This is a genomic window from Moorena producens PAL-8-15-08-1, assembly GCF_001767235.1.
GTDB lineage: Bacteria > Cyanobacteriota > Cyanobacteriia > Cyanobacteriales > Coleofasciculaceae > Moorena > Moorena producens_A.
In genome coordinates this window covers 1,875,479-1,902,076 of record NZ_CP017599.1, presented here as the reverse complement: position 1 = coordinate 1,902,076, position 26,598 = coordinate 1,875,479, and the positions used below count along the sequence as shown (strand labels likewise).

Annotated in this window: 28 protein-coding genes; 18 read left to right on the top strand and 10 right to left on the bottom strand. The window is 43.6% G+C overall.

Annotation, left to right across the window (positions count from 1 at the left end; all coding sequences use genetic code 11):
- Positions 1–38: 38 nt before the first annotated feature.
- Positions 39–4,403 (bottom strand): caspase family protein, encoded by a 4,365-nt coding sequence (locus BJP34_RS07235; RefSeq protein ID WP_070391765.1) that lies wholly within the window; start codon positions 4,401–4,403, stop codon positions 39–41.
- 670 nt (positions 4,404–5,073) lie between these two features.
- On the opposite strand from BJP34_RS07235, the gene BJP34_RS42700 reads away from it, so the two are divergent.
- From BJP34_RS42700 to BJP34_RS45460, 5 genes are all read left to right on the top strand, one after another.
- Positions 5,074–5,229 (top strand): hypothetical protein, encoded by a 156-nt coding sequence (locus tag BJP34_RS42700; RefSeq protein WP_158517071.1) that lies wholly within the window; start codon positions 5,074–5,076, stop codon positions 5,227–5,229.
- A gap of 655 nt (positions 5,230–5,884) precedes the next feature.
- The gene (locus BJP34_RS07230) at positions 5,885–6,211 is read left to right on the top strand and encodes a tetratricopeptide repeat protein (RefSeq protein WP_083305040.1); all 327 of its coding nucleotides are present in this window, start codon (positions 5,885–5,887) and stop codon (positions 6,209–6,211) included.
- 415 nt (positions 6,212–6,626) lie between these two features.
- The gene (locus tag BJP34_RS07225) at positions 6,627–6,824 is read left to right on the top strand and encodes a hypothetical protein (RefSeq protein WP_070391763.1); all 198 of its coding nucleotides are present in this window, start codon (positions 6,627–6,629) and stop codon (positions 6,822–6,824) included.
- 88 nt (positions 6,825–6,912) lie between these two features.
- Positions 6,913–7,068, top strand: a complete 156-nt coding sequence (locus BJP34_RS42695) for a hypothetical protein (RefSeq protein WP_158517070.1) — start codon at positions 6,913–6,915, stop codon at positions 7,066–7,068.
- A 512-nt stretch (positions 7,069–7,580) separates the two neighbouring features.
- On the top strand, positions 7,581–8,069 hold the full coding sequence (locus BJP34_RS45460; protein WP_070391762.1) for an S-layer family protein: 489 nt from the start codon (positions 7,581–7,583) through the stop codon (positions 8,067–8,069).
- 25 nt (positions 8,070–8,094) lie between these two features.
- Here the strand turns inward: BJP34_RS45460 and BJP34_RS07215 are convergent, their stop codons facing one another.
- Together BJP34_RS07215 and BJP34_RS07210 are read right to left on the bottom strand one after the other, a co-directional pair.
- Positions 8,095–9,327 (bottom strand): RNA-guided endonuclease InsQ/TnpB family protein, encoded by a 1,233-nt coding sequence (locus tag BJP34_RS07215; protein WP_070391761.1) that lies wholly within the window; start codon positions 9,325–9,327, stop codon positions 8,095–8,097.
- Positions 9,328–9,353: 26 nt separating this feature from the next.
- A complete protein-coding gene (locus BJP34_RS07210; protein WP_083305039.1) occupies positions 9,354–9,872 on the bottom strand; it encodes an IS607 family transposase in 519 nt (172 codons plus the stop codon).
- Positions 9,873–9,959: 87 nt separating this feature from the next.
- Here BJP34_RS07210 and BJP34_RS42690 point away from each other — a divergent pair, with 87 nt between their 5' ends.
- The 3 genes from BJP34_RS42690 (at position 9,960) to BJP34_RS07200 (ending at position 14,502) form a co-directional block, all read left to right on the top strand.
- Positions 9,960–10,109 (top strand): hypothetical protein, encoded by a 150-nt coding sequence (locus BJP34_RS42690; RefSeq protein WP_158517069.1) that lies wholly within the window; start codon positions 9,960–9,962, stop codon positions 10,107–10,109.
- Positions 10,110–10,244: 135 nt separating this feature from the next.
- Positions 10,245–11,087 (top strand): ATP-grasp domain-containing protein, encoded by an 843-nt coding sequence (locus BJP34_RS07205; protein ID WP_229424276.1) that lies wholly within the window; start codon positions 10,245–10,247, stop codon positions 11,085–11,087.
- Between the two features lie 169 nt (positions 11,088–11,256).
- A complete protein-coding gene (locus BJP34_RS07200; RefSeq protein ID WP_070391758.1) occupies positions 11,257–14,502 on the top strand; it encodes a filamentous hemagglutinin N-terminal domain-containing protein in 3,246 nt (1,081 codons plus the stop codon).
- A 286-nt stretch (positions 14,503–14,788) separates the two neighbouring features.
- Here BJP34_RS07200 and BJP34_RS07195 read toward each other — a convergent pair whose 3' ends face one another.
- Entirely contained in the window at positions 14,789–15,601 is an 813-nt protein-coding gene (locus BJP34_RS07195; RefSeq protein WP_324611031.1) for a TIGR03943 family putative permease subunit, read from the bottom strand.
- A gap of 7 nt (positions 15,602–15,608) precedes the next feature.
- Positions 15,609–15,743 carry a hypothetical protein gene (locus BJP34_RS48540; RefSeq protein ID WP_267876510.1) on the bottom strand — a complete coding sequence of 45 codons (135 nt, stop codon included), beginning with the start codon at positions 15,741–15,743 and terminating at the stop codon, positions 15,609–15,611.
- Between the two features lie 173 nt (positions 15,744–15,916).
- Here BJP34_RS48540 and BJP34_RS48535 point away from each other — a divergent pair, with 173 nt between their 5' ends.
- Positions 15,917–16,039 (top strand): hypothetical protein, encoded by a 123-nt coding sequence (locus BJP34_RS48535; protein ID WP_267876509.1) that lies wholly within the window; start codon positions 15,917–15,919, stop codon positions 16,037–16,039.
- On the opposite strand, the gene BJP34_RS07190 is transcribed toward BJP34_RS48535, so the two are convergent.
- Positions 16,032–17,033, bottom strand: a complete 1,002-nt coding sequence (locus tag BJP34_RS07190; RefSeq protein WP_070391757.1) for a permease — start codon at positions 17,031–17,033, stop codon at positions 16,032–16,034. The two genes, BJP34_RS48535 and BJP34_RS07190, sit on opposite strands and share 8 nt — an antisense overlap.
- Before the next feature lie 265 nt (positions 17,034–17,298).
- On the opposite strand from BJP34_RS07190, the gene BJP34_RS07185 reads away from it, so the two are divergent.
- Entirely contained in the window at positions 17,299–18,672 is a 1,374-nt protein-coding gene (locus BJP34_RS07185; protein WP_070391756.1) for a hypothetical protein, read from the top strand.
- Here the strand turns inward: BJP34_RS07185 and BJP34_RS42685 are convergent.
- Positions 18,662–18,826: a hypothetical protein gene (locus BJP34_RS42685; protein WP_158517068.1), complete on the bottom strand. Its 165-nt coding sequence runs from the start codon at positions 18,824–18,826 to the stop codon at positions 18,662–18,664. The two genes, BJP34_RS07185 and BJP34_RS42685, sit on opposite strands and share 11 nt — an antisense overlap.
- A gap of 166 nt (positions 18,827–18,992) precedes the next feature.
- On the opposite strand from BJP34_RS42685, the gene BJP34_RS42680 reads away from it, so the two are divergent.
- The gene (locus tag BJP34_RS42680; RefSeq protein ID WP_158517067.1) at positions 18,993–19,166 is read left to right on the top strand and encodes a hypothetical protein; all 174 of its coding nucleotides are present in this window, start codon (positions 18,993–18,995) and stop codon (positions 19,164–19,166) included.
- Positions 19,157–21,139 (top strand): glycosyltransferase family 39 protein, encoded by a 1,983-nt coding sequence (locus tag BJP34_RS07180; RefSeq protein WP_070391755.1) that lies wholly within the window; start codon positions 19,157–19,159, stop codon positions 21,137–21,139. The genes BJP34_RS42680 and BJP34_RS07180 overlap by 10 nt, the downstream gene beginning before the upstream one ends.
- A gap of 350 nt (positions 21,140–21,489) precedes the next feature.
- Here the strand turns inward: BJP34_RS07180 and BJP34_RS45960 are convergent, their stop codons facing one another.
- The 3 genes from BJP34_RS45960 to BJP34_RS42670 all read right to left on the bottom strand — a co-directional run bounded on the left by BJP34_RS45960 (position 21,490) and on the right by BJP34_RS42670 (position 22,590).
- Positions 21,490–21,642: a hypothetical protein gene (locus tag BJP34_RS45960; RefSeq protein WP_158517066.1), complete on the bottom strand. Its 153-nt coding sequence runs from the start codon at positions 21,640–21,642 to the stop codon at positions 21,490–21,492.
- A 366-nt stretch (positions 21,643–22,008) separates the two neighbouring features.
- Positions 22,009–22,263, bottom strand: coding sequence for a hypothetical protein (locus BJP34_RS07170; protein WP_070391754.1), 255 nt, complete (start codon positions 22,261–22,263; stop codon positions 22,009–22,011).
- A gap of 126 nt (positions 22,264–22,389) precedes the next feature.
- Positions 22,390–22,590, bottom strand: a complete 201-nt coding sequence (locus BJP34_RS42670; RefSeq protein WP_158517065.1) for a hypothetical protein — start codon at positions 22,588–22,590, stop codon at positions 22,390–22,392.
- Between the two features lie 127 nt (positions 22,591–22,717).
- Here BJP34_RS42670 and BJP34_RS42665 point away from each other — a divergent pair, with 127 nt between their 5' ends.
- From BJP34_RS42665 to BJP34_RS07150, 6 genes are all read left to right on the top strand, one after another.
- Positions 22,718–22,861 (top strand): hypothetical protein, encoded by a 144-nt coding sequence (locus tag BJP34_RS42665; RefSeq protein ID WP_158517064.1) that lies wholly within the window; start codon positions 22,718–22,720, stop codon positions 22,859–22,861.
- 14 nt (positions 22,862–22,875) lie between these two features.
- Entirely contained in the window at positions 22,876–23,127 is a 252-nt protein-coding gene (locus BJP34_RS47140) for a hypothetical protein (protein WP_229424275.1), read from the top strand.
- 116 nt (positions 23,128–23,243) lie between these two features.
- Entirely contained in the window at positions 23,244–23,732 is a 489-nt protein-coding gene (locus BJP34_RS47135; RefSeq protein WP_229424274.1) for a hypothetical protein, read from the top strand.
- Positions 23,733–23,807: 75 nt separating this feature from the next.
- Positions 23,808–24,416 carry a tetratricopeptide repeat-containing protein gene (locus BJP34_RS47130; protein ID WP_070391753.1) on the top strand — a complete coding sequence of 203 codons (609 nt, stop codon included), beginning with the start codon at positions 23,808–23,810 and terminating at the stop codon, positions 24,414–24,416.
- Positions 24,413–24,631: a tetratricopeptide repeat protein gene (locus BJP34_RS47125; protein ID WP_070391752.1), complete on the top strand. Its 219-nt coding sequence runs from the start codon at positions 24,413–24,415 to the stop codon at positions 24,629–24,631. Before BJP34_RS47130 ends, BJP34_RS47125 begins: the two co-directional genes overlap by 4 nt.
- Positions 24,632–25,047: 416 nt before the next feature.
- Positions 25,048–26,241: an HhoA/HhoB/HtrA family serine endopeptidase gene (locus BJP34_RS07150; RefSeq protein ID WP_070391751.1), complete on the top strand. Its 1,194-nt coding sequence runs from the start codon at positions 25,048–25,050 to the stop codon at positions 26,239–26,241.
- Positions 26,242–26,598: the final 357 nt, after the last annotated feature.

The following is a 26,598-nucleotide window of genomic DNA, read 5'->3' as shown; positions in this document are numbered from 1 at the left end:
ACACAATCGTGGCTACCAAAACTTTTACATCAAGGTAACTACTTGTTTACATTGTCGCAAAGATGGCGATCGCTCTCGTCAACATTGGGGTTATTCTCTAGATAGTCACGCACCCAATTGCAACCGCGTAGGAGCAAATCATCCAGGTTTAAATTCCACAGAATCACCTTTCCGTTACGACTAGTCCAGACAAGGCTATTGCCATCAGGACTGAAATCTACTATAATCTGTTCGTGATCTGTATACCCTTTCAGGGTACTCAGCAAAGCGCCGTTTCTTTCCCAGAGTTTTACCGTACCATCCCTACTAGCGGAGGCAATCATCTGCCCATCGGGGCTAAAGGCTACGCTATTGACGTCATCATCATGTCCTTGGAGGTCGCGCACAAAGGTTCCGTCTGGCTTCAAGAGACTGAGTTTAGGCTCACTACTTCCTAAGGCAATCATCTGACCATCGGGGCTGAACGCTACGCTTCTAACTCCATAGCCATATGCTGGCAGGGTGGTTACAGGGGTGCCGTCTAGCTGTTGAAGCAAACCTTGACCCCACCCAGCTGAAGCAATAATCATCTGACTATCCGGGCTAAATACTATATAACTTACATACCCTTCGAGATTACGTATAAAGCTACCGTCTGGCTTCCAGAGCTGAATAACACCACTCCCCGCTGAAGCAATCATTTCGCCATTAGGGCTGAACACTACACTATCGACAGAATCCCTATGTCCTTTCAGGGTGCGTATTAAAGTCCCGTCTGGTTTCCACAGCTTTACCATTTTGTCGCTACTCGCCGAGGCAATCATTTCGCCATTAGGGCTGAAGACTACACTATTGACAGAATCGCTATGTCCTTTCAGGGTGCGTATTAAAGTCCCGTCCGGTTTCCACAGCTTTATCGTTTTGTCCCGGCCTGCTGAGGCAATCATTTCGCCATTAGGGCTGAATGCTACGCTATTGACAGTATCCCTATGTGCTTTGATAATACCTTCTTTAGTGTTGTCCAGCTTCCAAAGTTTGACAGTAGTGTCTGTGCTTGCCGAGGCCAGGGTCTTACTATCTGGGCTGAATGCTAGGCTGGTGACAGAAGACCTATGTCCATAGAGGGTGCGCTCCAAGCTGCCGTCCATTTTCCAGAGTTTTACCGTTGTGTCCCAGCTTGCTGAGGCAATCATTTCACCGTTAGGGCTGAATGCTACGCTATAAACCCCATCGTTATGTCCAACGAGGGTACCTATTAAAGTCCCATCTGGTTTCCACAGCTTTACCGTTTTGTCCTGGCTTGCTGAGGCGAGGGTGTTGCTATCTGAGCTGAATGCGACTTTTGTGATAACATTTTTATGTCCTTGGAGGGTGCGTATTAAAGTCCCGTCTGGTTTCCACAGCTTTACCGTTTTGTCGCGACTCGCCGAAGCAATCATTTCGCCATTAGGACTGAAAACTACACTATAGACTATATCGCTATGTCCTTTCAGGGTGCGTATTAAGGTTCCATCTGCTTTCCAAAGTTGTACTGTACCGTCAGCACGAGCCACGGCAATTCTCTTTTGATCGGGGCTGAATACTACACTATTAACAACAATATAAGGCAAAACGTTCGAAGGCCGAAAATTAGCATCTTTGAGAGTTTGTAGCAAGGTGCCATCAAGCCTCCTGATTTCGATATTGTTCGTATTGTCCGAACTTACCGACCAGGTAAGAAACTTACCCTCTTGGGTAGTGAAAACCATTCCCCGCTGTTTTGAGTTGGCTTCGTAGATACCATTTCTGTTCCAAACTTTGACTGTAGTATCTCCACTCGACGCAGCAATCCGCTCACCATTAGGACTGAAAACTACGCTCATCACCCGACTGCTATGTTCTTCCAATCGGTTGCTTTCTCTTATACCATGCACCGCCTGTAGTAGTGTTGCTCTTACTTGATTTTGTAGCTGATTTTTTGGCTTGAATAACAGCAAAAGTGGTTGCTGTAGTGACTTTGCTGCCCTTAAACTATCGACCAAGGCTTGTAACTGGTTCGAGGGCAAGTTGGCTTCTGAGGCTTCTTGAGAAGCCCTAACTTGACCTATCAGCGCCTCCCTTTGAGCAATCAAAGATAAAATGGTCAACCCGCTCAATCCCAGCATTACGCCCAATGCAATTCCCCAATTCCTTTGGGTATTTCGCCGTCTTCGCTTAACACTTCGTAGTACAAATTCCGCTTCTACTTGGTTTAACCAATTGTTATCAGGAGATTTGAGTACCTCCTTATTCAATACATCCAAATAGGGGTTCGCATTCCAAAGAAATCTGGTTTTTCCGTGATCATTCCACTCTAAGGCGGATGGAGTTAAACGACGTTGTAATTCTAGATTTTTCTCTTGTTGAACCCAATTCCTTAGCTTTTCCCATCCCCGAACCAAAGCATCATGGGCAGGTTCCACATAGGGATTCCCACCAGCATCTTCTCCTGTAACCAGTAACCGCGCGTTGGTAAAACGCTCAATTACTTCTTCAACTAAATCATTTTTCTTTTTTGGATATTTCAATTCTGATAACGGTACGCGCCTACGGGCTAATTCACCCCCAGTCAGGGCGACCATCCGCAGCATCACATGACGGATAACTTGGTCATAAGCGGGGTTTTCATTAACTAGCGCCTCATATTCAAGATCTGCTCTTTGAGTTAGCGATCGCATTACTCCCCCCAATTCAATATAATCGGCTTGAGTCAAGGCCCGGTCCATAGTGATTCCTCTATATTGTGCCTCCCGTTGTCGTTTTAAATACTTCAGATAAAGTTCGCTCAAGGCAAAAGACAGCAGGGGCAATGCTCCCGGCATATCCGCCACTTCATCAATCAATTCTTCTACAAGTTCGTGGGGCTGAAAATACATTACCCGTGCTTGAGCGGGTTTCTCAATCGCTTCGCGCAGTTCGGCTCGTGTCATGGCCGGTACAATAAATCGTCTGCTGTGCCAACCATTTTTAAGCACAGTATTTCCCAGGTTATAGTCTGTAGGAACAAACCTTAAGCCAGCATCCCTGACTTGGGCTTCAAAGTCAGAACGTAGGGTTAATACTACCCGTAATTTATCCCCATGGGCATTTATGGCTGTGAGTATCTGTTGGAAAAACTCTTTACGCTCATCTAAGTTTTGACAGAGTGTAATAATTTCTTCGCTTTGGTCAATAAACAGTAATAACTTAGAGTTGGGGTTATTTTTTGCCCAAACATCAATGCTCATTGCCAGGTTCTGCTGGGGGTTTTGGGGTGCTACCTCTGGTAATTGGGTATTTTTTAAAGCATTATTTAAAGCTAGCAAGGGAGTCTCACCAGGACGGATGGGTGGCAAAATACACCATTTCTCGGTATTATCTTGCCGTAGTTTGGGAATTAATCCGGCCTTGACCAAGCTAGATTTACCGGAACCGGAAGCACCCAACACCACTGTCAGGGGATTAGCTTTGACAAAATCCTGTAACTTTTCCACTAGTAATGTTCTACCGAAAAACAGTGAACTGTGTTTCTCGTCAAAGGACTTTAAACCTCGGTAGGGATTTTGTGAGTGATCCAATGGTGGTGCTGGTGGTAAATTAAGTTCATGTCCGGGAGAAAGAAAGATATATTCTCCCTTATCGTGCTTATTTAAACACCAAATACCAGGGGTTTGTCGTACACGGTATTTTTCTGTAGGTATTTCGACTCGATCCCGTAAATATAAATATAATTTTGTGGCTGTAATTACCCCATCGACCGCCGGTTTACCATTGGTAGCAGGAGGAATTCTATCTGCTGCCCCTTCGAGGGCTTCTAATAATGCACTAGCAAAAGGGGAATGATTGCCGACTTGACCGCGTTCGCTATCTAAATAAAAGTTATCGAGGGCTTTTTGGTCAGAAGCTGAGGAGGTAATGATTTGCCAGGCTTGGTCAGTAATAAAACGGTCATAACGCTCTTGGTGAATTACTTCTGGCGATGTTAGTAAATCCCTGATGCTTGACCATTTAAAAGCACCAGCAAAACAGCAGTCGAGGATACCCAAGAAATGACGACAAGGTAATTTAATTAAAGCATCGTGTAACTTGGTCATGGGCAGATAACTATTAGTATCCCTCAGTTTGGCATCTTGAGGAATTAAGTAACCAGCCGGGCCATCATCCCCATTGAGAGCTACTCCATGACCAGCAAAGTAAAATAATAAGCGGTCGTTTTCAGTGACTTGTTCTGGTAAAGTATGAAATAAAAATTTGTGGAAGTTAGACAGAGTTGCCACTTCGTCTAAGCATACCCAGACTTGGTAATCATGCTTGGTGCGGAGAATTTCTACTAGTTTTTTGGCATCGTTTACGGCGGTATTCAAGGGGGAAATGCCGTTTGTGTAGTTATTGATGCCGATGATAAATGCGAGATTGCGGGAGAACATATAGCAGTTGGCAATTTTATTAACTGCCAAATTATGGTTTTTTATTCAACAGGAATAACCCCTTATTAAGGGGCAGATATGTTTCAAAATTCGTAAGCATTTAGCTAAGGCAATACCTGCTAAATGCTGAGGGCTAATAGCCGATTTTTAAGTATCTATAAACTTATCTGGCTAACCCCCAAAAATTATGCATAAAATTTTCAAGGGTGGCTATCCCACAGGACTTACCCACGAACACTCTTAAGTCCCCATCTTCCCCCTATCGCCACACTCTTGCCCCTGTTACCTAGGTAAAAATTCTTCCTATTACCAATTACCAGGCTTCATGGATAAATTGAACGAAATTGTTGGCTTCTCTAGGGCTAATGCTAATAAAGATAACCAGATAGATAATTAGCATTAGGCTTAATGTGTTGAACTCTTTCATTTCTATTTTCCTCAGATTAGTTAGTAATTAACTTAGTGATTGACTTAGTGATTGAAGGTATGGGCGTAAGCATTCGTAAGTCTTCAGCTATCAACAGTTAATAGCTGGCAAGGGTTGCTTTTAAACTAGCCCGTTAGACTTAGGCTCAATCCTGACATAGCTGTCGTTTAGAACTCTCCAATTAACAAGCTTTAATCAACTTCCTCTAGTTTCGTAGCTTTTTAAAGTTTTGACAGTACCCTTGTGGGTACTCTTAATCCTGGAACTGTCAGCTTTAGGACTGTGATTCGTCACAATCCCTATCTCTACCCAAAGCTAGCTATACAGAAGTTTTTCCCGATTCCCGATTCCGGATTCCCGATTCCCGATTCCGGATTCCCGATTCCCGAACCCAATTGAGAACTGTTATATTGGGTGGCATGGGTGCCTACACCATTGAACTGGCTATCTGCCTAGCTCATAAATCCCTTTGATAGTGCGGTCGTTTTCTTTTCTTTGTTATCCTTATTACTTTTTTCTCTGTTCACAAATTTTTCACCCTACCCTGATAGGATGTCGTACTGGTAGTAATTGTAATAGAGGTAATAACCTCTATTCTTGTTCAAGTGTTATTCAGGGCTGATTGACTCACAAAACTCCTACAAACTATGGTGTCCCTACTATCCCCCTAGGGGGTAAAACCCCTAGCTCATGTAGGGTGGGCAGTGCACCAGACAGATAATGAAGCTTGCAAAGCGCGTTGCTAGGCACTGCCCACCCTACCATTAATGACTAGCTAATAACTAGCTAATAACTCAAGTCTGTTAAAACGGACTAGGGATAAAGGGTTGGAGTCGGTTGAAACCGACCTTAGCTATGAGCTGTGCACTTAAATCTATGGCAGGTTTGATAGCAAAGCCCAAGATTGTTGAGTAAACCAGTATTCAAAGACAGACTACGCCAGACTCAAACCTCATCTTTATATGCCCAAAAGCCGGGATTTTGGGGATTGGTCAATAACATCTAAATCGGTAGCTCCTGAGTAGTTTGTAGCTGCCTACTAATTGAAGTAGCAATGGATAAGCCAATGGGAATTTTTAAGCCACGTCAGCAGCCAAAAGAAACCAATGCTCAAAGTGCTAATTTTTACTACTTTAGAGGAATTAGCCATGTAGTGGTGGGCAGATTTCAAGCAGCCATTCTGGAATTGAATGAAGCGATTGAGATTGACCCCAACCATGCTGCTGCCTATGACAACCGTGGGATGTGCCTTCGAGAATTAGGTAAGCATCAAGAAGCCCTAGCAAATTTTCAAAAATCAGCAGAAATTTATCAAAAAAAGGGTAAAACGGAAGATTATCACAAGATAATAGCCAAAATTCACGACCTTCACTTACGGTGATCAACTCAAGCCTGTGTAGTGAATGGTATAGGGCTAGGGGCAATGGCATTGGCAAGAGGCAAGAGGCAAAAGTTAACTACAGGTGCGCTTTCCGGTTCAGGACTGATACAAAACTGGGCACTAAACTATACAAGTAGTAGGGTACGTTAATAACGCACCATACAGATAGGGTCACTACAGAATTACTGAATTGTTACTCTTGCCTTTTTCATAAATTTTTACAAAGCGCCTGATTAAGTAATGGGTTGTTCAAAGACTATGCAGGATTGGCGAGGCTAGCCAAGGGCATCTATTGATTAACTCATTTAACAATCATTTGTCAAATGTTATTGGTCTTTTTTTAGTTTTCCAAAGTTAATTGGAAATTGAATAATGACCAATGTTCGATTATTAATTGATACAAAAGCACCCAGTCATGCAACTTGGTAAAATTCTAGTCCGTAAACGACTTATTTCTCATATTCAACTCAATACAGCCCTTGAAATTCAGTCTTTAACTGGTATCAAATTAGGAGAAATTTTGGTAACTAAAGAATTGATTGAATCTCAGGATTTGGAGCAAGCACTGTTGGAACAATATTGGCGTAAAAAGGGTTTTTGGGTGATTGATTAGTCCCCCTGGGTAAAATTCAAAATTCAAAATTCAAAATTCAAAATTATTGGCTCTTCCGTACTTGTTATGCTAAATTAAAACTTTCTTGATGCAGTCGCTCATGGGGGAAACCACGGCAGTTGCTCATGGTTTGTTCGCGAAGCGTGGCCTACGGCCAAGTTACCGTAAGACAGTTGAGCCTTGTCTTGATGCAGTCGCTCATGGGGGAAACCCCCAAGACCGCGCAAATCACGCTAATCAATAAGTTTTACCCCTTTTCTGCATAGCCGACCAACCATAAAGGCTCAACTGTCTAAGGTTTCGTCTCCGGGGGAACCCCCAAGACCGCACTGCCTCCCCAAGACCGCGCTGCATCGCTTGGTAAAGGGAGCAGGGAGCAGGGAGCAGGGAGCAGTGGAAAAAGGGATTATTTAGGAATTTTTGTTAATTAAATAGCCTCATAACGCTTGTAGAGTAAGCTTTCTGAGTTTTTTAACTTAAAATGAGCGCATAGTAGGTACTGAAGAACCAAATTATTCTGGTTTTTGATAGCTTGGAATGGGATATTGGGATTGGGTGCATCTCAATGTATGAAATTAGGCAGAAATTCTAATAAAACTCCCAAACTCCTCACACTAGCTACACTCTCTTAATTGCCTTTCCCCCAACTGGTCCTGAGAGGATATCTCCCAAGTTTTTTGATACTGAATTTTGCCCCCCTAGCCCCCCAATTCTGGGGGGAACAAGAATCAATTTGTTGGTAAAAGTCCCCCAAAATTGGGGGATTTAGGGGGCTTTAATGTAGCAAATGAGACTTCTCAGACAACCTCTGATGGTAGCGATATCATTGCCAAAGCTCAACAGGGAAAAGGTGGTGAAATCACCATTGATGCCGAAGATGTCCGTCTGATTGAGGAGCGTCAAGCGGTGGACAAAAATCGCACTAATGATATCGATGCTAGTTCTGAGTCTGGTCCAGGAATAGTTACCATCAAAACGGGCAATCTTGACCCCTCTCGGGGATTAGATCAACTACCAATTAATTTAACTGACCCATCATCACTCATTGTTGCTAGCTGTCCGAGAAGTGGGAAAATCTCAGTCGATGAACTTGGTGAATTTATTGTTACTGGACGCGGTGGCATTCCGCCCAGTCCCCTCGACCCGATTATCGGTCGAACCATTATTGCTGATTGGGTGACTCTAGATGATGAAACCGTTACTGAAACTGATAACAATCACAGTAACCCTCCCGATACTTTTTAGCTACCAAAATCTACCAAAGTAGATTCTAGCTCACTAATGCAAGTTGCTCTCGCAACCAGGGGGTATCTCCCAAAGCTCGGAGAAATATTCCCCGAGCGCCGTTGATATCACGATCCATAGATCGGCCATCAACTTTTGACTTTATTATCTTGCTTCCACCAATATTGAGTAGCTCACCTGTCCAGCTGACAGTCTTGCTAGTGTAAGCTTCACAGACGTCTACCACTACTTTCCCAGTTTCATTAGCTTTATGTTTTAAGAATTCCTTGAAACGATAGTGGGAAAATGTCAGTAAATTTCTAACAGTTTTAGATCTGATCTTTCTGTTCTTTTTTCTTGACATCTGGGATGTTTCAAAAGTGGGAAGTAGGATTACATCAAAATGATCGACTAGGAACTTAGCAGCCTTATGATGAAGCTCGTCTATTAGATTCTGGATCCTGGCAATCATTCGTCTAGCTGCTTTCTTCATCCTACGCTTTTGTCCACCTTTTGGTTTGCTTATCTTGGATAATAACTGGTCGAGGTGTTGGCATAATCGCTGGATGCGAGAAAAATCTCCGTTCCCAATTTTCCCTATGGATGTCTCACTAAAGAAAGTTAAAAAAGTCCTAACTCCAGGGTCTATAGCTACTACTCTACCTTGGTTCTCGGCAATCGTTTTAGCAACCTTGTGAGGGACTGTTAAGTAATACTCTCCATTCTTACTAACTAGTCGGCAGTCGCAGATATCTGTGGGCAAAACCTCAGAATAAATTAAGTTTCCTAGTTTTGTGTGGTATATCCCCGCCTCTGAAACTGCTGATTTCGGGATATAGCAAGATTGAACAGGATTTTTCCTTGATCTAAATCTTACTCGGTTAATCTGAAAGGTTTTCTTGTATTTTTTCTTGGCCTCCCTGACAGCGGTGCAAGCGTCCTTTATCGCTATAGATTTGATTTGATAAGGTACTTCTTTGCACCACTCGGGTAGGTCATTCAAGATGTCAGTCTTGATTGCTTTCCAGTTGGCTTTGACCTCGCCACCTTGTAGGATTTTTACTGTTTTATTGAAGACATAACGGGATACTCCAAACCACTTACGGACAAGCGATCGCTGCTCAGGTTTTAGGAACAGACGAATCTTCTTTGATTTTTTGACCGTATTTTCTGAGTCCGTGGACCCGGCAGGAGAAGACGTGAATGATTGAGAGAAGATCTGCGGTAAGCTCTGATTCTGGGCAACTTTCAGGTTGGTCGAGAACCAAGATTTTTCCACCGTTGAGACTGACCGGAGATGAAACCTTAGAGTAGTGCAGCCTTACTACAAAACCAAGACCCTATGCTGCATAATTTACCAACTATAAAGGCTGCACTACTCTTACGGTAACTTCTAACCAAGTACTCAATGAGTTCAAACCCAAATCGGGTAAGTCTGTCTCTACAGGCAACAACAATCGTGAGCTTATCTCCGCACACAATTCGTTCCAGTATGGTTCTAAGACCTTTCCTTTTGTAGTTGAGGCCGGAACCGATGTCTTTGATGATCTCTGCTTCTGGGAACAAGGAATGCAGATAGGCGACTTGACGAGCGAGATCGTCTCGTTGCTTTGTACTACTGACTCGGCAGTAACAAATGGTGCAGGATTTTGATCTGTTAGACCTTGGATCTTTTCCAAAACGGCAAAGATCTCCTGAGTCAAAGAGTCTAGTTCCCCCAGGGGTTCGCTCGCATTTGAGAGTGCCATTGTCTGCGTATTTCCTCAGAGTGTTTGGAGAGAGTCCCGTAAGTTCGACCGCCTTACGGATTGGGACAAGTGCCATCCCTAAAATCTAACACTCTTTGGTAAATAGTGTCAAGTATTGTTAGATTTCGGTCAACTATTAACATCCTCCACCGAACAGAATTCTGTGCCACAGAAGTCTCAGCGAAAACGGATTGTAGAAGCTCAAGGCTGGATGACCGGTCCCGATGGTACGATTATTCTCACCTCTTTCCCTACCGATACCACTAGCCCACCGAAGCCTTGGTATCACTATTTCTCTTGCCGGGATTTATAGCGTTTGGCCTAGGGAATCGGGAATCGGGAATCGGGAATCGGGGGAATAGTTTGGGGAGAGGAGGGAGAAATGAGAGTAATATTTTGCGATAGCGTCTTTGACCATAAACTGATAGAACCTGATTACGAAGACGAGATGAAAGCCGCTATTGGAGCTGGCTTCAAAACGTCCCTATTCAGCTTTGAAGACTTGACTGATGGCAAGGTAGGTCGTGCATTAAGGTATGTGGAAAATGCCGAAGTTGAGGAATTAGCTATTTATCGTGGATGGATGTTAACGCCTTCATCCTATGGGTTACTTTATCATGGACTTTTAAAAAATAATATCAAACTAATTAATACTCCAGCAGAATTCAAATATTGTCACTATTTACCTGAATATTATCCAAAAATAAAGGATTTAACTCCAAAATCGAATTGGACAGTGGGTCATGAAATGACTAACTTTGAAGTGATTAATTCCATGACCGATGAGTTTGGCAACGCTGCTATTATTGTCAAGGATTATGTCAAATCAGAAAAGCATTACTGGCATGAAGCCTGCTTTATTCCAGATGCCTCCAATAAAGATAACCTTAAGAAGATAGTAGAAAGGTTTATAGAGCTGCGAGGTTCGGCCTTGAATGAAGGGCTGGTGTTCCGAAAATTTGAACAGCTGGAATTTTTAACGGAACATTCTAAAAGTGGTATGCCATTGACAAAAGAGTACAGACTATTCTTCGTTTTTGGTAAATTGGTAAAAATGTTTAATTATTGGGATGAAGGTGACTATGGTGATACCATACCAGACCTCACGCCTTTTCTTGAAGTTGCCAAAGCAATAGATAGTAATTTTTTCACGATGGATATTGCTAAGAAGACTAATGATGAGTGGATTATTATGGAACTTGGTGATGGACAAACAGCTGGGCTCCCGGATAATGCAAATAAGGAGGATTTTTATAGGGAATTAAACAAAAATATCCGGCAGCATGTTTAATCTAAGCAGTCAGCAGTCAGTGTTTGGCCTTGGCCGTTGGCCACGCTACCGGAATGGCTGATAGCTGAATGCTTACAATTACATCAACCCATTTATTGATAGAATTACCCTAACGCGATCCGACCTAGGAGCCGCTAAAAGCGAACGCAAAAAATAACTTGAACTGAATATGGGTGCAGGAAAGCGATTGCTCACCCTGACCGGAGGCTGGGCTACAGCAATGTCGCTCACTCTGGGTGGGGTAACTGTAGGTATTTCGGGAAACTGTCTTTTGGCCGACTATGCCTTGGCTGACATAGTTCCGGATGGGACATTGGGTGCAGAAGGGTCTGTGGTGATACCTAATACCACTGTCCGAGGAGAAATAGCCGATAAGATCGAAGGTGGCGCAACACGAGGGGCTAACCTATTTCACAGTTTCCAGGAATTTAATGTCGGGGAACTGCAACGGGTTTATTTTGCTAATCCTTCTGGGATCGAAAATATTCTAACACGGGTAACCGGGGGGAATCTATCCAATATTCTAGGGACATTGGGAGTAGATGGTGCAGCAAATCTGTTTTTGCTCAATCCCAATGGCATTGTGTTTGGATCCCAAGCCAGATTAGATGTAGCTGGTTCGTTTTTTGCGTCTACTGCCAATAGTCTGGTATTTGGTGATGGGGTCGAGTTTAGTGCAACATCCCCACAAGCCCCACCATTGTTAACGATTAATATTACTCCAGGATTGCAGTATGGCCAAGATGACCCGAGGACAACAATTACAAATGCTGGGAATTTAGCTGCTGGAAAAGACTTTACCCTAGCCGCTGGCAATCTGGATTTACAGGGTCAACTGGATGCTGGTAGAAATTTGACTCTGTTGGCAGAAGATACAGTCAACATCACCGATAGTGTAGCGCAACCGTTTAAAGCGTACTCTGGTGGTTTGCTGGTAATTCAGGGAAATCAGTTAATTACTATTGCAGCAAAGAACCATGTCCTAAGTGGTTTATTTGCTGGTTCCGATTTACGGTTGCGATCGCATAATCCGATCACAGGAGATACTAACTATACCGTTGGCGGAAATATCATCATTGAGCAGTTGGATGGTAACCCAGGGAATTTGATCAGTCCCAATGATCCGATAATTCTGACCAATGGGGATGTCAGTTTAGGAAACTATACCGGAGCATCACTGCATATTTTGGCAGGAGGGAGTGTTACCGTTGGAGACATCGAAATTAACTCTACCGATACCGGAGATAATGCCATTAGCCCTAGTAACTCCAATCCGTTCTTGGCTAGTTTGGCTAATTTGACCTTGTCGGACGAAGCAGCAACGTCTGTAGTAATAGATGGCAGTAAGCGACCTACTTTAGATATCCGTGCTGGTATAGATTGGACATTACTCGGCGGTTTTCCAGGAAATACCGATAGTAGTAACCTTGCCCCTAACTTTGGCACTGCTGCTACTAGTGCAAATATCAAAGTTGGTGAGGTCTCGATTAATGCTCCCAATGGACTGGTATTGTTAACGAATCAGTATCAAGCTAACCCATCGTTAGTTAGTGACACCCTTACAATTAGTAAGCTTCTGACTGGTGATGGTACCGTAGCTAAGCTAGTCAATGATAACTCTAAGAAGTTTGAGATAGATAAGAGTAAATATAAGTTTTTAGGGAATGGTGGCTCGGTCTTTATTGATTATCGCGGCGGGATTGACATAAGTGATCGCATTGATGCCTCGTCCGCTTCTGGGCAAGCAGGAGATATTACGTTGATTACAAATGGTCAACTATCCCTTGACGGAAGTTTCATTATTAGCAAAACCTTTGGCACCGAAAACGGTAGAGATATCAAGATCGAGACTGGTTCACTGTTTGCTACTGACGGTGCTCAGATCGAAACAAGTACCTTTGGTAAAAAAGCAGGTGAAAAAGTAAATTCCGGGAAAATTACCATTGTTGCTGATGATACAGTCACCTTTGAAGGCTTTAAAGGTAAATCTGAAGGACAAACAAGAGATACAGAAGATACTCGCACTGGTATTGTCAATATTATCAGAGCAGATGCAGAAGGTAACAGTGGTACTATTTCGATAACCACAGGTTCTTTATTTGTCAAGGATAGGGCTCAACTGCAAGCCAGAGTTGGAGATCGACAGAAAAAGGGCGATTCCTTTGAGCAATCTTTTGGTGACTCGGGGGGTATTGAAATTTTTGCCCGTGATCAAGTGTTCTTTGGCACCGAGAACGATCCATTTGGTGGTACTGCTGTAACTACTGTCGAAGATGGAGGTGTGGGTAAGGCTGGCAATATCAGGATCGAGGCAAGGTCGGTTTTGTTAACTAATGCTTCCCTGCAATCCAACACCCAAGGGATAGGGAATGCCGGTAAGGTAGAGATTATTGCTACAGAAACAGTCACCTTCGAAAAAGGTCCTAATTCTATCCTTAGTAGGGTGAACGAAGAGGGCAACGGCAATGGCGGCGATGTCTTGATAGAAACTGGGTCACTTTTTCTCACCAATGGTGGTGCCATTAGGTCTCAGACAGAAGGGAAAGGAGATGGGGGTAAGGTCACAATTAAGGCACGGGATCAGGTAATTTTCGATGGGGTAGGTACTGAAGATGATCCTCTGTGCGATGCTATATGTCCCAGTGGTGTATTCAGTAGTGTGTTACCAGGAAAGATGGACGATAGTATAGATATAGAAATAAATGGTGGAAAGATAGATATTTCAACTAATCAGCTCATACTGCGAGATCGCGGCAAGATTTCTGCTGAGGCTTTTAAGAATCAAAATTCCCTAGAAGTCAATGGTGGCAACATTGATATTGACACTGAATATCTGATTGCCTTTCCCGCAACTCTTCCTGATGGTAGCGATATCCTTACTAAAGCTCCAATGGGAAAAGGCGGTGATATCACTATCAAGGCCAGAAGCATCTTTGGTGATATTGAAGAGCGCCAAGCCATACCAGGCAATGGAACCAATGATATAGATGCCACTGGTCGTATAAACGGTTTAGTGAATATCGACACCATCGATAACTTTGATGAGCGCGAACCAAACAGCTTACCCACGGAACCAGGCAATGATCAACTTTACCAGCGCTGTCAACCGGGTAATAGCACTGGCAGTAGGTTGATCAATACTGGACGTGGCGGCTTACCCCCTCGCCCAGGTGAAATCAGCAGCAATAGCCATTGGGAAGACATACGCCGTCCCTCTACTCGTGGACGGTATCGCTCCCGTACCGCATTTGTGAATCCCCCCGTTAAGCCCCCCACTACCCCTAAGCGAAAACGGATTATAGAAGCTCAAGGCATCATGATTGATGCTGATGGGAATATCTTTCTGACCGCTAATCCAACTACCGTGACACCGGATGGGTCTTGGCGGCTGTCTGGGAAGTGTGGGCAAAGGTAGTGTGGAGATGGGGAGGTAGGGAGATGGGGGGCGTTGCTGATTCTGGGTATGGTTTCGCCCCCCTAGCCCCCCAATTTTGGGGGGAACAAAACTCTTAAAGTCCCCCAGAATTGGGGGATTTAGGGGGCTTTAATAAAACCAGATTATCGCGCATTCATTCCTTAATTCAGCAATGCCAGATGGTGATAATTTAGGTAAATTTTAAATTCAATGTTCACAAATCCGATTCCCTACTCCCTACTCCCTACTCCCCACACCCTACTCCCTACTCCCTACTCCCTAGAGTTTAGTAATAATAAGGATTTTCCGGTTCAGGAATTTTCTTAATTGCAGTTGCTTCAATCACCAGCTGGCGTTTATCATCGAGGGTTTCAGTAATCATGTTACCTTCAACTTCTATCCAAGTATCGGAGGGATAATCATTACGGTTTTCAGTAAGTTTTACTGGCAAACCTAAAGGATAAGCGTCAGCAGCACAACAGGTAATCACAAACCGGGAAATTAAGAGATGGTCTGGAGGGAGATTAGGAGCAATTACGACAAAACCATCCACTTTTACCTTTTGACCGGTATAGGCATCTGGTTCAGGATAAACATTCAAAAGCTTGATCCATTCAATTAGGGTGCGCTTTTCAGGATTGCTAGCACTGCGGAAGGATTGCGGTTGCGATCGCGTTATGGTGGGGGCGTCGGCAATACCCCGGTGTAGGGCGGTTTGGCTAGTAAATGCTTTGGGTGTCACGATTAAACCAACCATTGCCGTAGCGATTAGGAAGCCACTACTCCAACTAGGGGGAAATAAAGTTGTATGTTGAACAGCTGGCCTAGTTACTCCCTTACCTAACCGGTGTTGACGCTCTAATTTCAACAGTTGGGATAACCTCAACCCGGATATTAACAATAAAATTATACCAGTGATAACTACCAAGCTAAAGTAATTGGGATGAATTAACAAACTTAACTCACCAGTTAGCCAGGATTTCAACAACAAAACTCCCCATAACGCTAAAGCAATTACTTCTAAAAGAGGAATTGACCAGTTTCTTCTGTAAGAACTTTTTCTGGACAAACGTCCTGAATGGTTAGATGGATTCATCATTAACAAGCTAATGGATTTTAGGAGGATTTAAAATTTCATATAGGGAGTAGGGAGCAGGGAGCAGGGAGCAGGGAGCAGGGAGCAGGGAGTAGGGAGTAGGGAGTAGGGAGTAGGGAGCAGGGAGCAGGGAGTAGTAATTCATGATTTATTTGAGATATTGCACTAGTACAAAAAAACTAATATCGGAAGTAATAACAATCTATTTCAGTACTTAAATAATGAACTATTATAGTATTTATAGGATTTATGAGGTACGCTTCTAAACCTCAAAGTCCCCCTTATTAAGGGGGATTTAGGGGGATCCCTTTGTACCTCATGGCAGAGAGAATCGCTATATTACTGTTCCCTGTTCCCTACTCCCTACTCCCTACTCCCTACTCCCTACTCCCTACTCCCTACTCCCTACTCCCTACTCCCTACTCCCTACTCCCTAACTAACATACAAATTAATAAACAAAGTCAATAAAAATGTTAACTGCCCTGCTATTAGAAATAGGTAAATGATTGACTTGGTTTTAAATACAGATAACAGTAAACCGATGGCTTTGATGTCAATCATTGGTCCGAAGATTAGAAATGCTAACAACGAGCCACTGGTGAAGGTTGAGGCAAAGGCGAGGGCAAAAAATGCATCGACGGTGGAACAGATGGATACTACAGCGGCCAATAGCATCATGGCCAAAATAGACATCACTGGTCCTTGACCGAGGCTAATGATAATATCACGGGGGATAACGACTTGAATAATGGCTGCGATCGCACTACCTAAAACTAGGATTGAGCCTAGCTCCCGAAACTCTTGTATAGCATTTTCGACAAAGAGCTGTAGTCGGTCAGGCAAGGGTTTGCTTTGTATGTCCTGGCTAGGGGGTGTGTTTAAGACATTAGCGTCTAAGGGCAAGGGTGTACCAGATTGACCGAGTAAATATGAGCCTGATTGTAGTAATGCGGGCTTATCCTCAGCAAATTTCCTTGGTCTAGAGCGAAACACTGCTCGTTGCAGTAGGGGGCCTAAGTCTTTCTGAGTACTGAAGACACAGCCGATAAAGATGGAAATACTTAAGGAAAATAAAATTCGCAATACCCAGATTTCCGGCTGGTCTCGAAAGGCTACCCAAGTTGACCAAATTACTACAGGATTGATGGTTGGGGCTGCGAGCAAAAACCCAATTGCTACTGGTGCTGGTGCTCCCTGGCTCAGCAGCCGCCTAGCCACTGGCACATTACCACACTCACACACTGGGAATAAAAAGCCGACACAACTACCAAAAACTGCTCCTAGAAAGGGGTGGCGAGGCATACTAGCAATTAGCTTGCGCTCATCCACAAAAAACAGCAATAAGCTGGAGAGAATCACCCCCAGTAGCAAAAAAGGTGTTGCTTCAACCAACAAACTCAAGAATAGGGTGAAGGCGTTGTTGAGCTGATTCATGCATTTTCCTGTTTATGCTTGAGCAACGTGTTAAGCACGAGAAAAATCAAAGGTCAAAAGTCAAACACTAGTATCGGGCAAGGCTTTTGGCTACCAGCGATAGGCCAATTTAATCAGGAATACCTTACCTGATATCAGACGATTGTTTTTTAACATAGAGGCTAGATCTTTCACCGTAGGGTGGCGCTTAACTAAACTTCGTGAGAGCTTTTGGAATAAGTAAGAGTTTTACTATCTGTATACCAACCTTTAGAAGCTTAAGCCAATGTCTGACCTAAATAAGATAGTATACCCTAATCTTGACCTATTCCTCTACGATCTACGGGAAGGTCTAGGGCAAGACCCGGAAATTATTGATCACAACCGTGAACGATTCTGGCAAAGAATCTATGGTCATCCCGAGGGTGATGAATCAGACCTGATCCTAGAGCCCACCTTACTGGCTAAGCTCAAACAGACAGAGCGCTCAGAATCTAGGTTGGTGGAACTATTGGGTGCTGATGTGGTCAAGCATTTCGAGCGTCCTTTGGAAGGCTACTACTACCCTATCCAAATTGGTAACACTTACGCCCTTCAGGTCAACTGTTCCGGAGTTTATGCTGATGGTATCAGACAATCAAACCATTCACCCCAACCCATTACAAATATTAAGAACATCCAAGGGGAAATTCTTGCCCACATCAATCACCAACCTGGAGCAATTGGTCAAACTTGGATCATGTGGGGTCAACTGTGTGACCCTGATCAAGACCCGACACAAATTGCCCTAGAATGCTACAAGCAACTGGTGTCTCAACCCGACTGGTCAAGAGACTTTCAAGCCCAAGGCAAATTGCTAGGGGGGACTTTATTTGAATTTTGGCGTCCTCCCGCCGATTGGTCAGAGCCAGAAGCGATCAAAAACAACCATCATCTGTTAATCTGGTTATTTCCGAAAAAGCCATCTATTGATTCTGTTATCGACACCATTACTGGTATTTACCTAGACTTAATTTACCTATTGTATTATCGTAACAAAATTCTTTGGGCTTATGGTGAAATTAACAAACCACTAGCAGAACTGAAAGCTGATCTAGTTTCAGTTAAAACTAGTATTGCTCAAATCAGTATGTTACCCCAAAATACAGTAAAGTTACGGGAAATACTCAGCAATAATCTTAACCTATTGTCTCGTTATGCTACTAATTTAGGCATTCTCGATTCCCAAGCCCAAACCATTAAAACCAATATCGAAGATTACCAACAACGATTGACTAAATTAAAACAGGTTTATCAACGGGGTGATTGGCACATTCTGGGAGAGTTTAGGGATTTAGCAGCTAGCCAATATCTCCAACAAGTCGAGATGGAACATGGCAGATTTAAGTCTGGTTTAACCTTACTCGAAAATCTGATTCGTACAGTAGATGGCATGACCCAAACTTACCAAACCCAGAGCAATCGTAGCTTACACCAAAGCATTGCTCTAGCTGGCGTGGGAGTAGCAACTAGTAGCATTACCGCTACTGTCCTAGTTAAACAACAACCCCCTGATAACAATACTATCTTTATCTTGACACCAGCTTTTGCCTGGAGTATTCTCACTGGTGCGATCGCTACTTTGGTAATGTGGATAATTTTACGGTTATTTAGTCGTTGAGGGAATAGGGAACAGGGAGTAGGGAGTAGGGAGTAGGGAGTAGGGAGTAGGGAGTAGGGAGTAGGGAGTAGGGAGTAGGGGAGATGGGGAGATCGGGAGATGGGGAGATCGGGAGATGGGGAGATGGGGAGAGCAATTGAAGGCTTTTGAACAAGTGGATAGATCTAAAATTTCAATGCTTATTAACTTAATAAGTTTATAGGTTTAATAATTATTAAAATGCTATCCAAATTTTTGATTTATAACTTGTTTTTTAATAAAAGGCATTATTATTGACATAATTAATCCAGTAATCAACGAAAACAAATAAGGAATAAAAATTGCTAAAAATTGAAATCACTAAGCTCAATTATTCCCGATTCCCTACTCCCGATTCCCTACTCCCGATTCCCTACTCCCGATTCCCTGTTCCCTACTCCCTACTCCCTACTCCCTACTCCCTACTCCCTACTCCCTACTCCCTACTCCCTACTCCCTTTCCTTTATGTACTTAAAAAAATCCCAAACCGCTTTATTACTACTGCTGTGGATTACGATTGGGGCTTTGCTGCGCTTTGCTGGTCTAGGGGTTTTACCTCCTTGGACTGATGAATGTGCCACAACAGTATTTAGCTTGGGTAACAGTTTTTACTCGTTACCTCTGAATCAGTTTATGGGAGTAGAAACTCTATTAAGCCCACTACAACCATCTCCTGATGCTGGCATTAGTGATGTTATTCATTATTTATTAACGGAAAGTACCCATCCCCCAGTTTATTTTGCTCTGACTCATCTGTGGGTGAAACTATTCCGATTAGAGGATGGTATGGTTTCCATTTGGGCAGTGCGATCGCTTTCTGCTTTATTGGGAGTAATCTCGATTCCCGCTATCTTTTGCCTAGGTCGGCTGGCCTTTCGCTCACTATTGGTAGGTCACATAGCAGCAGCAATGATGGCTGTCTCTCCTTTCGGGATTTTCCTAGCTCAACAGGCTCGTCATTATACTCTGGCTATTTTGCTGGTGATGGCATCTCTCGGTTGCTTGGTGAAAGCGGTAGAGTTAATCCACCGTGGTGAACGGTTGCCCACTTGGCTAGGGTTAGGGTGGGTGGGAGTCAATAGTCTGGGGATTGCTACCCATTATTTCTTTATCCTGACTTTAGGTGCGGAAGCGATCGCATTATTGGGACAAGCTTGGCGAGAAACTCAGCAAGACCGACTAGCTTTGATCAAACCTTACTGGTGGCGGATTTATGGAGTAGCTATGGGTTCCTTAGCGGGATGTTTAGTGTGGATACCGGCCTTACAAGCTATTCATGATAGTCCCCCTACCCAATGGATTTATAGCCAAAATGCGATCGCACGATGGATTGAACCCATAGGACGATTCTTACTATGGCTGTTCAGTATGGTGTTACTGCTACCTTCCTCTTTCTATGACCTATCCCTAGGAATTATTATTGTTTCCGGTATAGTTACGTTAATCCTAGTGGTTTGGATAGTATCCCATCTCCGCTATGGACTGAAATTGCAGCAACTCGATCACCATAACCGTTCCGTTATCACAATCCTAAGGGAGTATGTCTTAGCAGCAATTGGGTTATGTTTAGTCTTGACCTGGGGTTTCGGTATAGATTTAAGCACAGCCCCTCGTTTTCATTTCGTCTACTTTCCAGCAGTGATGCTCTTGGTGGCAGTGAGCTTAGCTGGTTGTTGGAATAAAACTGATCATTCCGCAGTTTTCAAGGGATCCCCCCTAACCCCCCTTAATAAGGGGGGGAAAGAGGAGGGAATAGGGAACAGGGAGCAGGGAAATGGAACAAAATCCGATGTACCTGATCGGGATGACAAAGGGTATACAGCAAATTCCGCTCCCCTAACCCCCCAAGCGAGGGATTGCTCGCTTGGGGGGGAAATTGAGTCAAAGTCCCCCAGAATTGGGGGATTTAGGGGGCTTGCAGCTAAAGGCAGTGAGGTCAATTCATCTGAAAAAGGCTATAAGTCTTACTTTGGCAAAAGGATAGTTGTAGCGGTATGGTTGATTGGGCTGTTGGGTGGATTAGTGACAGTCTCGAATCTTGGTTATCTTCAGAACGAGCGCCCGGATCTATTAGTGTCTGTTGTTAAGGAAGCAAGTGAAGCACCGGTTGCGATCGCAACCACCTACAAACACCATGGACAGACCGGGCGCATGATGGGATTAGCTTGGGGATTGAAAGGTATGGCTGTTGCTAATGGTTCTAATGGCAATTCCAAGGATTTTCCCCAATTTTTCTTAGTAGCTCGTGACCGGAATAGTTCCAGTTATGAGGATGCTGTCCAAGAATTACAACAACAATTAAAGGAATTGCCACGACCACTAGATTTATGGTTAGTCAATTTCCGTACCAAAGTTGACCTAGACTCTCAGCAATGTTTTCGAGAAAAGACCTCTCGAAAGTGGGCTGGTCAATATAGTTATAAGCTTTATCGATGTGTTAACAATTAAGGAGTCAGCGATCAGTTGCGTAGGGTGCGTTAGGGGAGCCTTCATTTTTCGCCTCGTAGCCAGGGTTAGGTTGCTCCCCGTAACGCACCACTGCTGGATCAAACAACTTATTTCATTCAATAGCTGATAGCTGTTCGCGTAGCGTGCGCGTAGCGCTTAAGCTGATAGCTGACGGCTTAAGTAAAACAATAAAAACTACTGAAACTCCTATGGATAAAGATACTAAATTTGCTTTACTCGTAATTGCTATTCCCCTGTGTGGGTTAATTTATTGTGGCTCAGCAATAGCAGTGATGGTTTACAGCGAATATGTAAGAGAACATCCCTTGACATTTGGTACCCTCTTCTTACTAATTCCATTCGCTACCGGAGCATTCATTTGGCTGAGAGCTTCTGCTAAAGCTTATCAAGTCAAGGGAATAGGGAATAGGGAACAGGGAACAGGGAGTAGGGAGTAGGGAGTAGGGAGTAGGGAGTAGGGAAATGGCATCAAAAATTATCACAATTGATTTAGGATTTCTATACCCTGCTGAAAGGCCAAGGGCGAACAACCTTAAACATCCTAACCTTCAACCTTAAACATCCTAACCTTCAACATCCTTAACCTTAAACCTTCAACATCCTTAACCTTAAACCTTCAACATCCTTAACCTTAAACCTTCAACATCCTAACCTTCAACCTTAATAACCTTGGCCTTTGCCCACGCTACGCGAACAACCTTCAACTTCCAAAAAAAAATAGCCGCAGAAATATTTTCCACGGCTAGAGGTTTTGATGATGACTACAATTTTTCAACCAAACCTAAACACAATCCCATGTGATGAGACCTAATGTTTCGGCCAGGGGGGTTACCCCCCCCTAAATTAGTTTAATCGATAATCAGGTATTTGGTCATCATCGTGATGAATTCCCCTGGGATGCCAGTGGGCTGAAGGGGGCTCCACTCCGAGATTTCCGCGTAACGCAGCGCATATAGGGTATGCATGGTCTTAAATATGGCTTTACGTGATCCTTTAAGAATGTGCTTAACTGGGTATTTTTTTGGAGAAGGTTCCTGAGGAGTATTAGCGGGAGTAATCTCTTCAGGATTGTTGTTTTCGTTTGGGATAAACTCTTCAGTCATCGTTAAAACCTTTGTTGGAAGTTTATACTATAATAATAATGATTACAAAATAGTTTGTCAAGGGGTTTTAGAATTTATTTTCTGAGGGGGTATTGAAATAAAATGTACAGAATTAAGAATTAAGAATTAAGAATTAAAATTGAGAACTGAGAATCGGGAATCGGGAATCGGGAATCGGGAATCGGGAATCGGGAATCGGTAATCGGTAATCGGTAATCGGGAATTGGGAATCGGGAATCGGGAATTGAGAATTGAGAATCGGGAATCGGGAATCGGGAATCGGTAATCGGGAACAGAGGTAAAATTGGAAATGGAATTGCGTAGCATATCTTTGAGATTATCGCGTTTTTTTGAGGAGTCATTTTATCGAGATACACGGAAATATTAAATCGCATTAAATCCTATAAACTTGGAAATATATAAAAATAAAAATTATAAAAATTATCAATAAATTGTGATAATTTTTATTCCCTGTTCCCTGTTCCCTGTTCCCTGTTCCCTACTCCCTACTCCCTACTCCCTACTCCCTATATTTTCCTGTGTTAAACTAAATCGAGATTGGATTTCAGCCATCTACTGGTTAATGCTATATAATTAACTGGAGGCTAATCCTTGAGTAAATTAACCGGCTTGATAAAAATCTCAAGCTACCAAGACTCATTACCCAGTGCGGATGTGGTGTTTGTTCACGGGCTGGGAGGGAATGCGATAAGCACGTGGCATCCTAAGGAAAAACCGGATGATGATGACTTCTGGCCAGTTTGGTTAGGAAACGATCAGCTAGGTCTTAATATCTTTTTGGGTATAACGCTGAAGGGACAAACTGGAAAAGCAACAGCAGTATGCCCCTTTTCGATCGCGTAGCGTGACCAAAGGTCAATCAAGCCAGTAATTTATTAGATTGGTTAAATATCCACGATTTGGGTCAGCGTCCATTAGTATTTATTACTCATAGTCTGGGCGGGCTTTTAGTCAAAAAAATGCTTAACAGTGCCTTGACGTTTCAAAAACAAGCTATTCTTGAACAGACTACAGGGATTGTATTTCTGGGTACTCCCCACACTGGTGCTAATCTAGCTAATTTAATTGATAATATTAGCGTTTTGTCACGAACCACCGTAAGTGTGGAGGAACTAAAAGCTCATCACCCTCACTTACGGGAATTAAATGAGTGGTATCGAGAAAATGTTCGGAGTTTAGGAATTGTTACAAAGGTCTATTATGAAACCCAGCCTGTCAAAGGGATTTTAGTGGTAGACCCAGATAGTGCTAACCCAGGTATTGAAAAAGTTAAGCCGGTTGCCATAGCAAAGAACCATATTGACCTATGCAAACCAGAGTCTCAAAACACTCAGGTCTATCTTGGTGTCAAGAAATTTATTAAGGAATGCCTCAACACTACTGTGCGCCTAAAAGATTACAGCAACGGAACAGTTTATGTTGGCGAGATTCCTATTCATGAGCATTAGCTGAAGTCGTCCGACTGGGAACGGACAAAGTTAAATCCCCCTACTAACATTACTAATCGTGGAACTCCTCACTTTGTGGGGAGACAAGATCAACTTGAGCAGCTCCATTGGGAACTTCAACAGACCGATAAACTAGCAATTTGTGCCATTGTCGGAATGGGCGGTGTGGGCAAAACCGAATTAGCTCTACAATATGCTCTGAAATATCAGGATAACTACCCTGGTGGTAGCTGCTGGTTATCGGTGCGCGGTGTAGATCTAGGGACTCAAATTGTTAGGTTTGGGCGTACGGAATTAGGATTAATGATTCCAGATAAACTGGATTTCAAGGACCAGGTAAGATACTGCTGGAGAAATTGGCCACAAGGAACGGTATTAATCCTGCTGGATGATGTCCCTGAGGCAGAACCCCTCTTTGTCCAGGCTTTGGAGATGAGAAAGAAGCTGCTAGGCCAGGATCATCCCGATGTGGTTAAAAGTCTCAACAACCTGGGATTACTCTACTATAATCAGGGGCGCTATCATGAGGCAGAACCTCTCTTTGTCCAGGCTTTGAAGATGAGAAAGGCGCTGGGTGAGAACCATCCCCATGTGGCCGAAAGTCTCAACAACCTCGCATTACTCTACCATGTTCAGGGGCACTCTGATCAAGCAGAACCCCTCTTTGTCGAGGCATTGGTATGAGAAAGAAGCTGTTGGGCCATGAGCATCCCCATGTGGCCGAAACTCTCAACCATCTGGCAAATCTCTACAGATCAATGGGGCGGTGCGATGAGGCCGAACCCTTCTGTGTCCAAGCATTGGAGATTGCCGAACAGAAGTTAGGGTTAAATCATCCTAAAACTGTTACCTACCGTGATCATCTGGAAAAGTTGCGCGATATCCTTAATAATACCTAATTTTTCAGGTTTTTTCGGAATAAATTGGGGTATTTTGCGCGATTTATGCATAAAACTGATCAGTGATCAAAAGCAATTGTAATTTACACAAAGCGATTTACCGTAGGTCACGCTATGGGATGAAGCTTCGCTTGCGCTTATGCGATTGACCTTCGGTCACGCTACGCGATGAAGCGAAGCTTCCGCTAAAAGCGATCGCATTCTAAACCCAACAGCCAACAACTAAACAATAACTCTGTTTAGCAAATTCCTATCAAAAGCGCTATACTATAGGTTGAGTAATACTAACCACACCTATCACACTGCTCACCCCCGATTTTCCCTAACTTAACAATATTATTCGGTCAAGACTAGACATTTTTCAGTAAAGTGTAAGTATATAGACCCCAAAAGCAATTATTGAAAATTCTAAAACCATGAGTTTATCCCTAAAGCAGCTGACCGTTTATCTGACATTGCTGGGCTTGGGCGGAGGTGCAGGGGTTTTGGGTAGTCGCTATCTCATGGCAGAGCAAGAGGTAATCAGACGCCCACAAATCGTTCCAGCAGTATTACAACCATTCACGCCACAACGATCAAGTGTTGCACCCCAGAGAAACCTGAATTTCATTGCTAAAGCGGTAGAAAAAGTAGGTCCGGCTGTGGTGAGAATCGATGCAGCCCGTCAAGTATCACGGGATCTCCCACAACCGTTCCACAATCCCTTCTTTAGGCGATTTTTTGGGGATGACCTGCCTATGCCAAAACAGCGCATTGAGCAAGGCACCGGCTCAGGGTTTATCCTCAGCTCCGATGGACGCTTGATTACCAATGCCCACGTTGTAGAAGGCACAGAAGAAGTTAAAGTCACCCTAAAAGACGGTCGCAGCTTTGAGGGTCAAGTCGTGGGCACTGACCCAGTGACGGATGTAGCGGTAGTCAAAATTGAAGCAACGGACTTGCCCACAGTCAACTTGGGTAAAGCTGAGAATTTGACTCCAGGAGAATGGGCGATCGCTATTGGTAATCCCCTCGGTTTAGATAATACTGTAACCGTTGGCATCATCAGTGCCTTAGGGCGCTCCAGTTCCCAAGTCGGGGTTCCTGAAAAACGGGTCAGCTTTATCCAAACTGATGCCGCCATTAACCCTGGTAATTCTGGTGGGCCGTTGTTGAATGCCACTGGTGAAGTGGTTGGGATTAACACCGCTATTCGAGCCAATGCCCAAGGCTTAGGGTTTGCTATCCCTGTGGAAACTGCGGAACGGATTGCCAATCAACTATTTTCTAAAGGTAAAGTTGAGCATCCTTACCTAGGCATTCAGATGGTGACCTTGACCCCAGACTTGAGAGAAAAAATTAATCAAGACCAAGACTTTGACCTGAAAGTCACCCAAGATGATGGGGTTTTAATCGTCCGGGTGGTGCCAGGCTCCCCCGCTCAGAGAGCTGGTTTCAAACAAGGAGATATCATTAAAACCGTTGCGTCGAAACCAGTTAAAAATGCCACTGAGGTTCAGCAGGGTGTCGAAGCCTCAGAGGTTGGTGCCCAGTTAGAGGTGGAAGTGCTTCGTAACGGTAAGACCAAATTAATCAGCGTGCGACCAGGGGCTTTTCCCATGGATAATTGATGATAACAGAGGGAGTAGGGAGTAGGGAGTAGGGAGTAGGGAATCGGGAATCGGGAGTCGGGAATCGGGAGTCGGGAATCGGGAGTCGGGAGTTTGGGAAGTTAATTAAAGAAATAAGGTTATTTTTGAAATAAATCTGATAAGTGTGATATAATATAAAACCCTGATAATTTAATGAATTGATTGTGACTAGGTGGGCAGTAGCTAGCTACAGGATTAGCAAGCTGAGTGAATCGGTCTGTGTACTGCCCACCCTACATCTCTCTACACCTCTACATCTCTAACGATTAGGTGGGAAGTAGCTAGCTACAGGATTAGCAAGCTGAGTGAATCGGTCTGTGTACTGCCCACCCTACA